This window comes from Cupriavidus sp. MP-37, from assembly GCF_020618415.1.
Taxonomy (GTDB): domain Bacteria; phylum Pseudomonadota; class Gammaproteobacteria; order Burkholderiales; family Burkholderiaceae; genus Cupriavidus.
The window spans coordinates 2,883,977-2,898,051 of the sequence record NZ_CP085344.1; the positions used below are offsets into that span (position 1 = coordinate 2,883,977).

Sequence of the window (14,075 nt, forward strand, 5' to 3'; positions counted from 1 at the left end):
TCGTCTGGCGGCGACGGCGGCAGCCGGCGCTCTGCTTGTTATCGATGCATCACCAACGGCAGGCGCGCCGGGAACTTTAGCGCGCAACGGCGCCGCCGCCGGCGGGTGCCGGCCGGCTTTTCGGTAAACTGTCGCCATTCCGGGGCGCGCCGCGCTCCGCCGCCTGTGCAGTCCCCAATGTCAAATACCCACGAAATCCGCCCCGGCCAGTCCATCGAGCTGCTCAAGGAACTCCACATCCTGACGCGCGACGGCAAGATGAACCAGGACAGCCGGCGCAAGCTCAAGCAGGTCTACCACCTGTTCCAGTTCATCGAACCGCTGCTGCAGGAGGTCAAGGCCGCGCGCGGCCGCGTCACGCTGGTGGACCACGGCGCCGGCAAGTCGTATCTCGGTTTCATCCTGTACGACCTGTTCTTCAAGGCGCTGCAGGACGACTCGCACATCTACGGCATCGAGACCCGTGAAGAGTTGGTGAAGACCTCGCAGGCGCTGGCCACGCGGCTGGGCTTTGCGGGGATGTCGTTCCTGAACCTGTCGGTGGCGGACTCGATCACCTCGCCGCAGCTGCCGCCCACCGTCGACGTGGTCACCGCGCTGCATGCGTGCAATACCGCCACCGACGACGCCATCCGCTTCGCGCTGGCCAAGCGCGCGCAGCACATCGTGCTGGTGCCGTGCTGCCAGGCCGAGGTGGCCAGCGTGCTGCGCAAGCACAAGGGCAAGCTGCTGGCGGGCAATCCGCTGACCGAGATCTGGCGCCACCCGCTGCATACGCGCGAGTTCGGCAGCCAGGTGACCAACGTGCTGCGCTGCCTGCAGCTGGAGGCGCATGGCTACCAGGTCAGCGTGACCGAGCTGGTGGGCTGGGAACACTCGATGAAGAACGAACTGATCATCGCGCAGTACAAGGACCTGCCGCGCCGCCGCCCGGCCGAGCGGCTGGAAGAGGTGCTGGACCGGCTGGGACTGGAAGAGCTGCGCGAGCGCTTCTTCACCGCGCCGGTCGCGGCGGCCTGACTACGCCTTGTCGGGCTCGTCCTCGCCCGCCATCCAGCGTTGCCAGCCCTCGTGGCCGAGGCGGCGCATGACCGCCTGGTTGCGCTCGTAGATGTCCGCCGCATCGGGGAAGGCCGCCGCCGCGCGCGCGATCGAGTCCTCGCGCAGCAGGTGCAGGATGGGGTACGGCGCGCGGTTGGTGTAGTTCTCGATATCGTCCGGCTCGGTCCCGGCAAACTGGTACTGCGGATGGAAGCTGGCGATCTGCAGCGTGCCTTCCAGCCCCAGGCTGGCGAGCAGGCGCTCGGCAAAGTACAGCAGGTCGTTGAAGTCGAGGAAATCGGCCACCGCGTGCGGCAGGATCAGCAGGGTGGTGTCAATCCGCGCCGGGTCGGCATCGGCCAGCAGGCGCAGCTCGCGCTCCAGCTCATCCATCACGTCGGGCGCCGCGGTGACGGGGCTGACGACGTAGCGCACCTGCTCCTTCACGTACACGCTCTTGGCGAACGGACACAGGTTGAGCCCGATCACCGCGCGTTCGAGCCAATGGCGGGTGGCGGCGATGACCGCAGCATCGGCGTCGGCGGCGTCGGCGGCGGCATCGGTGGACTGGCTGGCGGGGTGCGTGGCGGAAGACATGACGGCAAGGCGAGGCAAAGCATCATTCTAGCGCTGCCGCAGGCTCTATAATCCGCGGCGGAAACACCCCGCCCTGCCGAGCCCCCGCCAATGCCCTCTACCACCACACCCACCTCTGCCCCTGCCATTGCCGACGTCGCCGTCATCGGCGGCGGCCCGGCCGGCCTGATGGCGGCCGAAGTGCTGGCGGCACAGGGCGCCAGCGTGGCGGTCTACGACGCGATGCCGTCGGTCGGGCGCAAGTTCCTGATGGCCGGCAAGGGCGGCATGAACCTCACCCATGCCGAGCCGGAGCCGGCCTTCCTGAGCCGCTACGGTGCGCGCACGGCGCAGCTGGCGCCGATGCTGGCGGATTTTGGCGCGCAGGCACTGCGCGACTGGGTCCATGGTCTGGGCATCGAAACCTTCGTCGGCAGCTCCGGCCGCGTCTTTCCTACCGACATGAAGGCCGCGCCGATGCTGCGCGCGTGGCTGCACCGGCTGCGCGAGTCGGGCGTGCAGTTCCATATGCGGCATCGCTGGCTGGGCTGGGACGATGGCGACGGCGCGCCGCAGGCGCTGCGCTTTGCCACGCCGCACGGCGAGGCGGTCGTGCATGCGCGCGCCGTGGTGCTGGCGCTGGGCGGTGCCAGTTGGGCCAGGCTGGGCTCGGATGGCGCATGGGTGCCGCGGCTGGCCGGGCGCGGCGTCGAGATCGCGCCGCTGCGGCCGGCCAATTGCGGTTTCGACGTGGCATGGAGCGAGGCCTTCGCGGCGCGCTTTGCCGGCGCGCCGGTCAAGCCGGTGGCGATCGCGCTGAATGACCGTGACGGACACGCGCACTGCCGCCAGGGCGAATTCGTGATCAGCCGCGACGGCATCGAAGGCAGCCTGGTCTACGCGCTGTCGGCACCGATCCGCGACCGCCTCGAAGCCGATGGCGAGGCCACCATCCACCTCGACCTGCTGCCGTCGCACAGCGCCGAGCAGGTCAGCGCGCAGGTGGAGCATCCGCGCGGCTCGCGTTCGCTATCCAGCCACCTGCAAAGCCGGCTCGGCATCACCGGCGTCAAGGCCGGCCTGCTGCGCGAATGCCTGACGAAAGATGCGATGCAGGACCCCGGCACGCTGGCCGTGGCGCTGAAGGCGCTGCCGCTGCGGCTGCTGCGGCCGCGGCCGATCGACGAGGTCATCAGCAGCGCCGGGGGCGTGCGTTTCGAGGCGATGGACGAGCGCTTGATGCTGCGCGCCCTGCCCGGCGTCTTCTGCGCGGGCGAGATGCTCGACTGGGAAGCGCCCACCGGCGGCTACCTGCTGACGGCATGCTTCGCCAGCGGGCGCACCGCGGCGCTGGGCGCCGCGGCCTGGCTGCAGCAAGGGGCTTAGGCGGTGCTGCCGCCGACGATGCTGAGCGCCACCGCCTCGGCCACTTCGATGCCGTCGATCGCCGCGGAGTAGATGCCGCCGGCATAGCCCGCGCCCTCGCCCGCCGGATACAGGCCCTTGACGTTGATGCTCTGGTAGTCGTCGTGGTTGCGGCGGATGCGCAGCGGCGACGAGGTGCGCGTCTCCACTCCGGTCAGCACTGCGTCGTGCAGCGCGAAGCCCGGCAGCTTCTTGTCGATCTCGGGGATGCCTTCGCGGATCGCCTCGATCACGTAGTCGGGCAGCGACGTGCTCAGGTCCGTCGGGGTCACGCCCGGCTTGTAGGACGGCTCGACCGAGCCCAGCGACTTGGACGCGCGGCCGGCGATAAAGTCGCCGACCAGCTGGCCCGGCGCGTTGTAGTTGCCGCCGCCCAGCTCGAACGCGCGCTCTTCCCACTTGCGCTGGAACTCGATGCCGGCCAGCGGGCCGCCCGGGTAATCTTCCGGCGTGATGCCGACCACGATGCCGGCATTGGCGTTGCGCTCGGCGCGCTTGTACTGGCTCATGCCATTGGTCACCACGCGGCCCGGCTCCGATGCCGCGGCCACCACGGTGCCGCCCGGGCACATGCAGAAGCTGTACACCGAACGGCCGTTGCTGCAGTGGTGCACCACCTTGTAGTCGGCCGCGCCCAGCAGCTTGTTGCCGGCGAACTTGCCGAAGCGGCTGCGGTTGATCAGCCCCTGCGGATGCTCGATGCGGAAGCCTAGCGAAAACGGCTTGGCCTCCATGAATACGCCGCGCTCGTGCAGCATCTGGAAGGTGTCGCGCGCGCTGTGGCCCACCGCCATGATGACGTGGTCGGCTTCCAGGTATTCGCCATTCGACAGCTTCAGGCCGCGCACCCGGCCGCCGTCGATATCGATATCGTCGACGCGGGTCTCGAAGCGGATCTCGCCGCCCAGCTCGATGATCTCGGCGCGCATCTTCTCGACCATGCTCACCAGCCGGAAGGTGCCGATATGCGGGCGCGCCTTGAACAGGATGTCTTCCGGCGCGCCGGCGCGCACGAACTCGTTGAGCACCTTGCGGCCATAGTGCTTCGGGTCCTTGATCTGGCTGTACAGCTTGCCGTCCGAGAAGGTGCCGGCGCCGCCTTCGCCGAACTGCACGTTCGACTCGGGATTGAGCACGCTCTTGCGCCACAGGCCGAAGGTGTCCTTGGTGCGCTCGCGCACTTCCTTGCCGCGCTCCAGGATGATGGGGCGGAAGCCCGACTGCGCCAGGATCAGTCCGGCCAGCAGGCCGCACGGGCCCATGCCGATCACCACCGGGCGCGGATGCGCGCCGCCCTGCGGCGCGCGCGCGACGAAGTGGTACGCCATGTCGGGCGTCACGCTCCAGTTCGGCTTGCCGGCCATGCGGCGGATCGCCGCGGCCTCGTCGCGCACTTCGATATCGATGATGTAGGTCAGCTTGATATCCGAGCGCTTGCGCGCATCGTGGGCACGACGGAACACGGTATAGCTGATCAGGCCGTCTCCCTTGACGCCGATCTGCGCGGCACCGGCGCGCACGGCGGCGTCGAGGTCGCTTTCGGTATGGTCGAGCGGGAGTTTGACTTCACTTAGACGTAGCATGGGGAACCCGGGAACTGCGGCCGGGGGGTTGGGCACACCAATGTGCCAGGCCGGCCGGAGCGCAATTTTATCGTTTTTGGCGCGCGGGGTCGGGAATCCGCAGCGGGAGCGGCTGGCCGGCCGGACGCGGACGTTGCCAAGGCAATGCCAGCCGCGCCCGCAGGCGCGCCAGCCATCCCGGCGGGACCGTGACCGATAACGCCCCGTCGCGGCTCGCCGACACTGTCACCCAGCCGCGCACCGGCACGATCCAGGTGTCGCCCGCGCGCAGGCGCCGCTGCGGCACGTGGCAGTGGCCGGCAAGCCATTGCATCGGCCCGGCCAGCGCCATGTCGCCCGCCGCGGCATGCAGCACGGTGCCGGCCGCCACATGCAGCCGCAGGGCCTGGCCGCTCGTTAGCGGCATCACGGTCGGGGTGTGGTCGAGATCGCTTGGCATGGCAGGACTCCGGTAGCAGGCACAGGACTCCAGCCTATCGACCGGCTGCCGCGCGCGGGAGGCACACGGCCGCAACGCCGCGACCGGAACAGCAACGAGGATTCGCGCCTGTTACGATACAGCGCCCCCGCCTCTGTATCTGTACCGATGCGGCCGGGCGCGCCACGATGCCGCCATGGATACCACCACCCCGCTCTATCGCCAGCTTGCCGGCCACTACCGCCGCGCCATCGACGCCGGCACGCTCGCCGCCGGCGACCGCATGCCGTCGGTGCGCGCGCTGATGGCGCTGCATAACGTGAGCCTGTCGACGGCGCTGCAGGCCTGCCGGCAGCTGGAAAGCGACGGCCTGCTCGAAGCGCGGCCGCGCTCGGGCTACTTCGTTGCCGCGCCGCGGCGCGCCGTGCTGGCCGCGCTGTCCGAGCCCACCGCCGCGCTGCCCGACCCGGCCCAGTACGTCGGCATCCACCAGCGCATTTCCGGGCTGCTCGCGCGCGCCCAGCACGAGCCCGTGCACACCAACCTGGGCGGCGCCTACTGCGCGCCCTCGCTGTATCCCACCGAGGCCCTGCGCGGCGCCGCGGCGCGCGCGCTGCGCCGGCATCCGCAACTGTTCGGCGAGGGCGTCGAGCCCGATGGCTACCAGCCGCTGCGTGCCGCGATCGCACGGCAGGCGCTGCGCAACCGCGTGCAGCTGGCCCCGGAAGAGATCGTCATCACCAACGGCTGCACCGAGGCGCTGAACCTGGCGCTGCGCGCGGTGGCGGGCCCGGGCGATGTGATCGCGGTGGAGTCCCCCACCTACTACGGCCTGCTGCAGATCCTGGAAAGCCTGGGCATGCGCGCGCTGGAAATCCCGTGCAGCCCGCAGACCGGCATCTCGCTCGAGGCGCTGGAGCTGGCCGCGCAGCACTACGACAATATCCGTGCGGTCGCGGTGGTGCCGAACCTGCAGAACCCGCTCGGCTGCATCATGCCCGACGCGCACAAGGCGCGGCTGGTGCAATGGTGCGAGGCGCGCGGCATCGCGCTGATCGAGGACGACTGCTTCTCGGCCACCGCCGACAGCGATGCGCCGCTGGCCGCGGCCAAGGCCTGGGACGGCAGCGGCAACGTGATCCACTGCGCGTCGCTGCACAAGGTGCTGGCGCCCGGCATGCGGCTGGGCTGGATCGCCGCGGGCAAATGGCAGGCGCGCGTCGAGATGCTGAAGTTCGGCCTGTCGCGGCCGAACGAGATGCTGTCGCAGATGGCCGCCGCCGATTTCCTGGCATCGGGCGCGCATGACCGCCACCTGCGCCGGCTGCGCACGCGGCTGCGCGCGCAGCGCGAATGGTTCACGCAGGCCATCGCCGCCAGCTTTCCCGCCGGCACGCGGCTGGGCACGCCGCGCGGCGGCATGCACCTGTGGGTCGAGCTGCCCGCGCAGGTCTCGTCCGAGGCGGTGTTCGACCAGGCGCTGCGGGCCGGCATCCGCGTGATGCCGGGCGTGATGTTCTCCAACGCCGGGCGCTTCGACCACTGCCTGCGCATCAACTGCGGCACCCCGCGCTCCGCGCAGATCGAGCGCGCGCTCGGCACGCTCGCCACGATCGTGCAGCGGCTGGCGGGCTGATCGAGGCGGATTTCGGCGCCGGTCCTCGCGCCGCGGTCCTCGCGCCGATTTGCAACAACCCTCCCTTTTTGCGGGCGCCTCGCCTATCCTAGTGCGCGGTGTGCAGGCGCCCGTCCGGCTGGTCCCCGGCGGCCCGATCGCATCGGTTGCCCGCGGCCGCCGCGCACCTCCACAACAAGAACAAGGAGAATGGCCTTGACCAGTACATCCGTGGCGCCGTCCGCCGGCCGGGGTATCGGCGACCCTGCCGGCAACCTTCCGGACGATTACCAGACCCTGTTCCAGCTGGCGCCGGTGTCGCTGTGGCTGGAAGACTTCAGCGCGGTGCGCGAGTGCTTCGCGCAATGGCGGCAGCAGGGCATCACCGACCTGCGCGCGCACCTGCGCGCCGACCCGCGGCGGGTGGCGCAGTGTTCCGCGCTGATCCGCGTGATCGCGGTGAACCGGCGCACGCTTGAGCTGTTCCGCGCCGCCGACCTCGACGATCTGGTGAACAACCTCGACACCGTGTTCCGCGACGACATGTTCGAACAGCATGTCGAAGAGCTCGGCCAGCTGTGGGATGGCGCCAATGGCTTTGCCAGCCAGACCGTCAACTACGCGCTCGACGGCGCGCGGCTCGACATCCAGCTGGAGGCCACGGTGATGCCGGGCCACGAACAGACCTGGGAGCGCGTGCTGTTGTCGATCAAGGACATCACCCCGCGCCTGCGCACCGAGCGCGAGCTGCGCCGCAGCGAGCAGTATGCGCTAGGCCTGTTCGAGCATTCGCCGGTGTCGCTGTGGGTCGAGGACTTCAGCGCGGTCAAGGTGCTGATCGACGAGGTCCGCGCCGCCGGCATCACCGACTTCCGCACCTTCCTCAACGTCCATCCCGACTTCGTCTCGCGCTGCATGCAGGAAATCCGCGTGCTCGACGTCAACCAGCAGACCCTGCTGATGTTCGGCGCGGACAGCAAGGCCGCGCTGCTGTCGCGGCTCGGCGATGTGTTCCGCGACGACATGCGCGTCCACTTTGCCGAGCAGCTGATCGACCTGTGGCACGGGCGGCTGTGGCAGCAGCGCGAGGTCATCAACTACGCGCTCGACGGCCGCGCCGTCGATGTGTACATGCAGTGGTCGGTGTTTCCCGGGCGGGAGGCTGACTGGGACCAGGTGCTGGTGTCGCTGACCGATATCACGGCGCGCAAGAAGGCCGAGGCCTATGTCGAGTTCCTCGGCAAGCATGACGTGCTGACCAAACTCTACAACCGCGCCTACTATGAGGACGAACTGGCGCGGCTGGGGCGCAAGGGCCCGTGGCCGGTCAGCGTGGTGGCGGTCGACCTGAACGGGCTCAAGCTCGTCAACGACCAGTTCGGCCACGCCGACGGCGACAGCCTGCTGCGCCGCACCGGCGAAGTGCTGAAGAAGGCCGTGGGCGAGCAGGCCTGCGTGGCGCGCACCGGCGGCGACGAGTTCATGGTGCTGCTGCCGGGCCGCGACGAGCGCGGCGCCGCCACCGTGGTCGAGCAGATCGACAAGGTGGTGGAGCTGAACAACCAGTTCTACCCGGGCACGCGGCTGAGCTTCTCCATCGGCCACGCCACCTGCCAGGCCGGCGAACGCCTCGGCGACATCGTCAAGCTGGCCGACAGCCGCATGTACCAGGCCAAGCGCGACCACTACGCCGCGCTCGCCAACGAACGCCGCCGCGACTGAAGGCTAGCGGCTTAATCCGGCGTGCACTGGCCGCGCATCAGTGCCCACTCTTCGCACTGCTTGCCGGACGGGAAGGTGCAGATGCCGGTCTGGCCCGCCGGCGTCGTCACGATCTGCAGCTTGCCGCCGCGCTGCGCGCAGTTGACGGAGGCAGGGTTGGCCATGCCGATGGCCTGGCCGCCCGCCGGGCGCTCTGCCGGGGTGTTGCTGCAAGCGGCCATGCCAGCGACAGCCAGCAACACTGCGATACGGGTGTGCATTGGGATCTCCGCGAGACAAGAAACGGCCCGATTGTGTGCACCCTCTCCCGCAAGCGGGAGAGGGGAGCAAATCATCGGCTGCTGCTTACAGGTAGACGATCAAGCCCACGCCCAGCACGATCAGGCCGAACTTGGTCACGTAGTACAGCTGGCGGTTCCAGGCCTTGAAGCGGCGGCGATACTGGCCGCCCAGCCAGACAAAGCGGAACAGGCGGTTGATCATGCCGGTCTGGTCGTGCTCGTCGTTGGGCGAGCTGGCCGCGGTCATGACCTTGCGGCCCATCCAGTGGTTGAATTTCGCGGCCCAGCCGTAGCGCATCGGGCGCTCGATATCGCAGAACAGGATCAGCCGGTTGGCCTCGCTGCGGTTCTCGGCCCAGTGCAGGTAGGTTTCGTCGAACACCACGCCCTCGCCGTCGCGCCAGCTGTGGCGCTCGCCGTCGACTTCGATAAAGCAGCGGTCGTCGTTCGGCGTGGCCAGGCCCAGGTGATAGCGCAGCGAGCCGGCAAACGGGTCGCGGTGCGGATTGAGCTTGCCGCCCGGCGGCAGCTCGGCGAACATCGCCGCCTTGACCGTGGGCAGCTCGCGCAGCAGCGCCACGGTCTTGGGGCACAGCTGCTCGGCCGACGGGTGCTGGGCCTCGTACCACTTCAGGTAGAAGCGCTTCCAGCCGTACTTGAAGAAGGAATTGAAGCCGGCGTCGTCGTTCTTGTCGGCGGCCTTGATCTTGCGCATCGCCGCCAGTGCCAGGCCTTCATCGCGGATCTCGGGCCAGGCGGCGCGCAGCTTTTCCAGGTCGGGGAAATTGTCGACCGGGATATACGGGGTGCGCGGCACGCCCGAGAACGCGTACATGAAGCAGTTGATCGGGGCCACCAGCGCCGAATGGTCCAGCAGCTGGCGCCACAGGCGCAGGCGCACCTTGCCGCGGAAGTGCACATACAGGATGGCACCGAGGTAGCCCGCGACGATTATCCACTTGATCACCGAAATCCTCCTGGTCAGCCGCCTGCGCCGCACGGCGTGCCGCGGCCCGGCTGGGTGAAAACCCGCATTTTAGCGAAACGGCGGGGGCACCGCAGCTTGCGCCCGCTGCGGCACATGACAGGCCCGGCGGCATTGCCCGGCGGACCGCGCCTCAGGCGCCGCCGCGGGACTGGCGGGCGATGCGCTCGATCAGCGCGCGGGCGTCGCCGGGCTGGCCCTGCAGCGTCAGCAGGCGCGCGTTGAGCACCAGGTTTTCCAGCACCAGCTTGGCGGTCGAGGCCCACATCGTGGCCAGCAGCGCCTCCACCGGCAGGCCGGACGCTTCCAGCTCGCTCGAGCGCTCCGCGATCAGGCGGCACGCCAGCCGGCGCAGCGCGGCGTCGTCGAACGGCAGGTCGGCGTAGTCGATCGGGTCTTCCTTTTCGACTTCCGTCATCAGTTGCAGCAGGGTGTCTTCGGTCATGGGCAGACTCCTGGCAGGGCACGGCAAACGACACGCGGCAATCCGCGGCCATGACGACATCGAGGTGCGCCTCGCGGCGCACCATACGGCACGCAGTCGCTGCAACCAAAGCTAATGCAGCGCGCCGCGGCTTGTCAATCGACAAGCCGCGGCGCGGCAGGCGGACGTTCCCGGATGTCTCAGAGCGCCGGCGGCTGGCGGCGGAAGCCGACGCCAAAGCGGTTCCACGCATTGATGGCCGAGATCAGCAGCGTCAGGTCGGCCATTTCCTTTTCCGAGAACTGCTCGCGCAGGGCCTGGTAGTCCGCATCCGGCGCCTGGCTCTGCGGCAGCAGCGTGAGCGCCTCGGTCCACGCCAGCGCGGCGCGCTCGCGCGGGGTGAACCAGCTCACTTCGCGCCAGGCCGGCAGCAGGCTCAGGCGGCGCTCGCTTTCGCCGTGCTTGCGCGCATCGGTGATGTGCATGTCCAGGCAAAAGGCGCAGCCGTTGATCTGTGAGGCGCGGATCTTGACCAGTTCCTTCAGCGTGGTCTCGAGCGAGCAGCGCGCCAGGTAGACCTCGACGCCGACCATTGCCTTGTAGGCGTCGGGGGCCACGTCTTGCCAGTTCATCCGTTCTTCCATGATCGATCTCCGTAGACAGTTTGGTTTCAGCTGGATGGAGCGGGCGCGGTGCCGCACCCGACGGGATGAAAGATAGACACCCGCATTGGCTCCGTACACTGCCAATTTCCGGCAGAATCAGTAGACCAATCGAGATCGACGCCATCCGCCATGGAACTGCATCTGGCCCTGGACCACGCCGGCGACCTGACCGCGCAGATCGTCCACCACATCCGCGACGCGATCCAGGGCGGCCGGCTCGAAGCCGGCGCGCGCATGCCGCCCTCGCGCCTGCTCGGCACGCAACTGGGGGTCGCGCGCAAGACCGTGACCACCGCCTATGAGCGGCTGGTGGCCGAAGGCTGGCTGCACGCGCGCGTCGGCGACGGTACTTATGTCGCGCCCGGCCTGGCGCGGCCGGCGGTGCGGGTCGCCGCGGCGCCGGTACTGCCGCCGGCGGTGCAGCGCTGGCTGGCGGTGCCGACGCCATTCCTGGCCCCGGCCGGCGGCGCCCGCTACGCCTTCCAGCCAGGCCAGGCCGACACCACCCGCTTTCCGCACGAAGCCTGGTCGCGCTGCGTGCGCGCGGCGCTGGCGGCCGAGCGCACGCGCGCACCCGGCCCGGCCGACGCCGCCGGCGAGATGCCGCTGCGCCAGGCGATTGCGCGCCATATCGCCTTTACCCGCGGCGTGCAGAGCGCGCCGACCGACATCCTCGTCACCAGCGGCGCGCAGCAAGGCATCGACCTGCTGGCGCGGCTGCTGCTCGGACCGGGCGCGGTGGTGGCGATGGAGGATCCGGGCTATCCGATGGCGCGCGCCTTGTTCCAGGGCCTGGGCGCGCGCGTGGTGCCGGTGCCCGTCGATGAGGAAGGACTGGTGGTGGCGGCGCTGCCCAACGACGCCACGCTGGTCTATGTCACGCCCTCGCACCAGTCGCCGCTGGGCGTGCCGCTGAGCCTGGCGCGGCGCCAGGCCCTGCTCGACTGGGCCGCGCGCCGCCATGCGGTGATCCTGGAAGACGACTACGACAGCGAGTTCCGCTATGGCGGCCAGGCCCTCGATGCGCTGCAGACGCTGGACCGGCACGGCCGCGTGGTCTACCTGGGCACCTTCTCCAAGACCCTGGCGGCCAACCTGCGCGGCGGCTACGTGGTGGTGCCGCCCTGGCTGATGCCGGCGGCGCGCAAGGTCAAGCACCTGATGGACTGGTACACGCCGACGCTGCTGCAGCAGGCGCTGGCGCGCTTCCTGTCCGAGGGCCACCTGCTGCGCCATATCCGGCGTTCGCATGCGCGCCATGCCCAGCGCCGCGCGCGCTTGCTGGCGCGGCTGCAGGGCGACCTGTCGCCGTGGCTGGAGCCGCTGCCGGCAGTCGCCGGCTTCCACCTGGCGGCGCGGCTGCGCGTGCCGGTGGCCACCGAGGCGCTGGTGTCGATGGCCCGGCTGGCCGATCTGGAACTGGCCACGCTGGATCCCTGCTATGCCAGTCCGCCCGCCAGTTGCGCCGGGCTGCTGCTGGGCTTCGGCGCGATCGACCTGCTGGATATCGACCCTGCCCTGGACCGGCTGGCGATGGTACTCTCTGCCTTGGCTCCCATCCCGCCGCGCCCGGCGTGATCCGGCCGGCACCGGGAGACGCCAGCCAGGCTCGGCAGCAGGTGACACATCTTCGACATGACGCCCCAGTCATACTTGCCGGGCAAATTTGCTGTGAACAAAACGGATGTCCGAAAGTCTCATTCGCACTTCCAAACAACCCGAGTCGCGTTCATGACCAAGCGTTTGTTGTCCGCCATGCGTCAGTACGCATGGTTTGCAGGGGTGAAGCACCATGTCGTGCAGGGCGTCGAAGCCCTGGCGGAGCTGCTCAAGTCCCCGTCCGCCGCGGCGCGCGCCGTCGCGGCCATCGTTGCCGAAACCGAACAGGGCGTGCAGGTCTGGGTCTCGTACTTCGGCAAGCCGCTGGACCCGCACACCAACTATGTGCTGTGGCCGAACCGGGCGCTGCGTCCGGCGCGACGGCGCATCCAGCCCTCTCCCATCGAGCTGCTGCAGAGCCAGCGGCGGCGCGGCGAATAGTCGCCCCACCTGGCTGATACCACGCCGCGCGCCTGCGCAGGCGCCGGCAGCGCTCAGGCGTCGGCCCAGCGCCGCAGCAGGTTGTGATAGACACCGGTCAGGCCGATCACCGATTCGTGCGCCTGGCCGAGTTGCTGCGCCACCTGGCGGATGCGCCCGTCGAGTTCGAACAGCATGGCGCGCTGGCCGTCGTCGCGGACCATGCTCTGGATCCAGAAGAACGACGACACCCGCGCCCCGCGCGTGACCGGTGTCACGTGGTGGATGCTGGTGGCCGGGTACAGCACCATGTGCCCGGCCGGCAGTTTCACGCGCTGCTGCCCGTAGGTGTCCTCGACCACCAGTTCGCCACCGTCGTAGTCTTCCGGCTCGGTCAGGAACAGCGTTGCCGACAGGTCGCTGCGAATGCGGAAGCTGGTGCCGCGCAGATAGCGGATCGCGTTGTCGACATGGTTGGCAAAGGTATGCCCGCCCTCATAGCGGTTGAACAGCGGCGGATAGACCTTCAGCGGCAGCGCCGCCGAGAAGAACAATGCATGGTTGCCCAATGCGTCCTGGATCAGGTCGCCGACCTGCCGCGCCGCCGGCGAGCCCTCGGGCAGCTGCAGGTTGCGCTTGGCCAGCGCCGACTGGTAGCCCGAGGTTTCATTGCCATCCGTCCACGGCGCCGCGTCGATGATGTCGCGCACTTGCGCGACCTGGGCCTTGGTCAGTACGTCGGGAATCTGCAGCATCATGATGGCTTCTACGTCGGGATAAATCGGCAGGCGCCCATTGTATGGGAACCCCGCGCAAGGTCCGAACAAGAATCATTATTGTTTGATCCCGCGCAGGCGGTGCCTTCACTACAATGGTTGGTGTATGCCGCCATCGACGAGGAGCAGACATGCCGGAACCGCTACACGACGAAGCGCTGGTCAATCTCTACCTGGAACGCATCTCGGCCCTTTCGGTCAGCGCCTTCGATGGTGCCGACGTCAGCGGCGAACTCGATGCGGTGATGCGCGAAGCCGTGACCAGGTGCCAGGCCGCCGGCGGGCCGCAGGCACAGGGAACGCTGGCGGTACTCGCCGCGCGCTTGCGCGATCGCGCCGATGCCGCCGAACGCGAAGACCAGCCGCTGGTGCGCGATACCTTCAGGCTTGCGGCGCAACGCGTGCCGGCATGACGTTGAGACGTTGATGCGCTGCGATTCCATGCGTGCACTGGCCGCATTGGCATCGATGTCAAAACACTAAGGGAAGCTGGCCGGTCGGCCTGTGGAACAACGCTTGAGGGATCGCGGCGGTTGCCGCGGCTG

The 14,075-nt window shown here is 69.0% G+C and carries 15 protein-coding genes; 7 read left to right on the top strand and 8 right to left on the bottom strand.

The window, feature by feature from the left end; translation table 11 throughout:
* The first annotated feature begins 177 nt into the window (after nt 1-177).
* Nucleotides 178-1,020 carry an SAM-dependent methyltransferase gene (locus LIN44_RS13290; protein WP_227312467.1) on the top strand — a complete coding sequence of 281 codons (843 nt, stop codon included), beginning with the start codon at nt 178-180 and terminating at the stop codon, nt 1,018-1,020.
* Here LIN44_RS13290 and LIN44_RS13295 read toward each other — a convergent pair whose 3' ends face one another.
* Nucleotides 1,021-1,638 (bottom strand): DUF1415 domain-containing protein, encoded by a 618-nt coding sequence (locus tag LIN44_RS13295; protein ID WP_227312468.1) that lies wholly within the window; start codon nt 1,636-1,638, stop codon nt 1,021-1,023.
* A 90-nt stretch (nt 1,639-1,728) separates the two neighbouring features.
* Between LIN44_RS13295 and LIN44_RS13300 the strand changes: the two genes are divergently transcribed.
* Nucleotides 1,729-3,003 (top strand): TIGR03862 family flavoprotein, encoded by a 1,275-nt coding sequence (locus LIN44_RS13300; RefSeq protein WP_227312469.1) that lies wholly within the window; start codon nt 1,729-1,731, stop codon nt 3,001-3,003.
* On the opposite strand, the gene LIN44_RS13305 is transcribed toward LIN44_RS13300, so the two are convergent.
* Together LIN44_RS13305 and LIN44_RS13310 are read right to left on the bottom strand one after the other, a co-directional pair.
* Nucleotides 3,000-4,625, bottom strand: a complete 1,626-nt coding sequence (locus tag LIN44_RS13305) for an NAD(P)/FAD-dependent oxidoreductase (protein WP_227312470.1) — start codon at nt 4,623-4,625, stop codon at nt 3,000-3,002. The genes LIN44_RS13300 and LIN44_RS13305 overlap by 4 nt on opposite strands.
* A gap of 67 nt (nt 4,626-4,692) precedes the next feature.
* On the bottom strand, nt 4,693-5,064 hold the full coding sequence (locus LIN44_RS13310; protein WP_227312471.1) for a hypothetical protein: 372 nt from the start codon (nt 5,062-5,064) through the stop codon (nt 4,693-4,695).
* 175 nt (nt 5,065-5,239) lie between these two features.
* On the opposite strand from LIN44_RS13310, the gene LIN44_RS13315 reads away from it, so the two are divergent.
* On the top strand, nt 5,240-6,679 hold the full coding sequence (locus LIN44_RS13315; protein WP_227312472.1) for a PLP-dependent aminotransferase family protein: 1,440 nt from the start codon (nt 5,240-5,242) through the stop codon (nt 6,677-6,679).
* 189 nt (nt 6,680-6,868) lie between these two features.
* Entirely contained in the window at nt 6,869-8,380 is a 1,512-nt protein-coding gene (locus tag LIN44_RS13320) for a sensor domain-containing diguanylate cyclase (RefSeq protein WP_227312473.1), read from the top strand.
* An 11-nt stretch (nt 8,381-8,391) separates the two neighbouring features.
* Here the strand turns inward: LIN44_RS13320 and LIN44_RS13325 are convergent, their stop codons facing one another.
* The 4 genes from LIN44_RS13325 to LIN44_RS13340 all read right to left on the bottom strand — a co-directional run bounded on the left by LIN44_RS13325 (nt 8,392) and on the right by LIN44_RS13340 (nt 10,714).
* On the bottom strand, nt 8,392-8,640 hold the full coding sequence (locus tag LIN44_RS13325; RefSeq protein ID WP_227312474.1) for a DUF333 domain-containing protein: 249 nt from the start codon (nt 8,638-8,640) through the stop codon (nt 8,392-8,394).
* A gap of 85 nt (nt 8,641-8,725) precedes the next feature.
* Nucleotides 8,726-9,628, bottom strand: coding sequence for a lipid A hydroxylase LpxO (gene lpxO / locus LIN44_RS13330; RefSeq protein WP_227312475.1), 903 nt, complete (start codon nt 9,626-9,628; stop codon nt 8,726-8,728).
* A 151-nt stretch (nt 9,629-9,779) separates the two neighbouring features.
* On the bottom strand, nt 9,780-10,091 hold the full coding sequence (locus tag LIN44_RS13335) for a hypothetical protein (RefSeq protein ID WP_116336440.1): 312 nt from the start codon (nt 10,089-10,091) through the stop codon (nt 9,780-9,782).
* 179 nt (nt 10,092-10,270) lie between these two features.
* Nucleotides 10,271-10,714, bottom strand: coding sequence for a carboxymuconolactone decarboxylase family protein (locus tag LIN44_RS13340; protein ID WP_062797494.1), 444 nt, complete (start codon nt 10,712-10,714; stop codon nt 10,271-10,273).
* Between the two features lie 150 nt (nt 10,715-10,864).
* Between LIN44_RS13340 and LIN44_RS13345 the strand changes: the two genes are divergently transcribed.
* Both LIN44_RS13345 and LIN44_RS13350 read left to right on the top strand, forming a co-directional pair.
* Complete coding sequence (locus LIN44_RS13345; protein WP_227312476.1) at nt 10,865-12,313, top strand: PLP-dependent aminotransferase family protein; 1,449 nt, start codon at nt 10,865-10,867, stop codon at nt 12,311-12,313.
* Nucleotides 12,314-12,466: 153 nt separating this feature from the next.
* The gene (locus LIN44_RS13350) at nt 12,467-12,775 is read left to right on the top strand and encodes a hypothetical protein (RefSeq protein ID WP_227312477.1); all 309 of its coding nucleotides are present in this window, start codon (nt 12,467-12,469) and stop codon (nt 12,773-12,775) included.
* A 53-nt stretch (nt 12,776-12,828) separates the two neighbouring features.
* Here LIN44_RS13350 and LIN44_RS13355 read toward each other — a convergent pair whose 3' ends face one another.
* Entirely contained in the window at nt 12,829-13,512 is a 684-nt protein-coding gene (locus LIN44_RS13355) for a Fe2+-dependent dioxygenase (protein WP_227312478.1), read from the bottom strand.
* A gap of 149 nt (nt 13,513-13,661) precedes the next feature.
* On the opposite strand from LIN44_RS13355, the gene LIN44_RS13360 reads away from it, so the two are divergent.
* A complete protein-coding gene (locus LIN44_RS13360) occupies nt 13,662-13,943 on the top strand; it encodes a hypothetical protein (RefSeq protein ID WP_227312479.1) in 282 nt (93 codons plus the stop codon).
* The last annotated feature ends 132 nt before the right edge of the window (nt 13,944-14,075 follow it).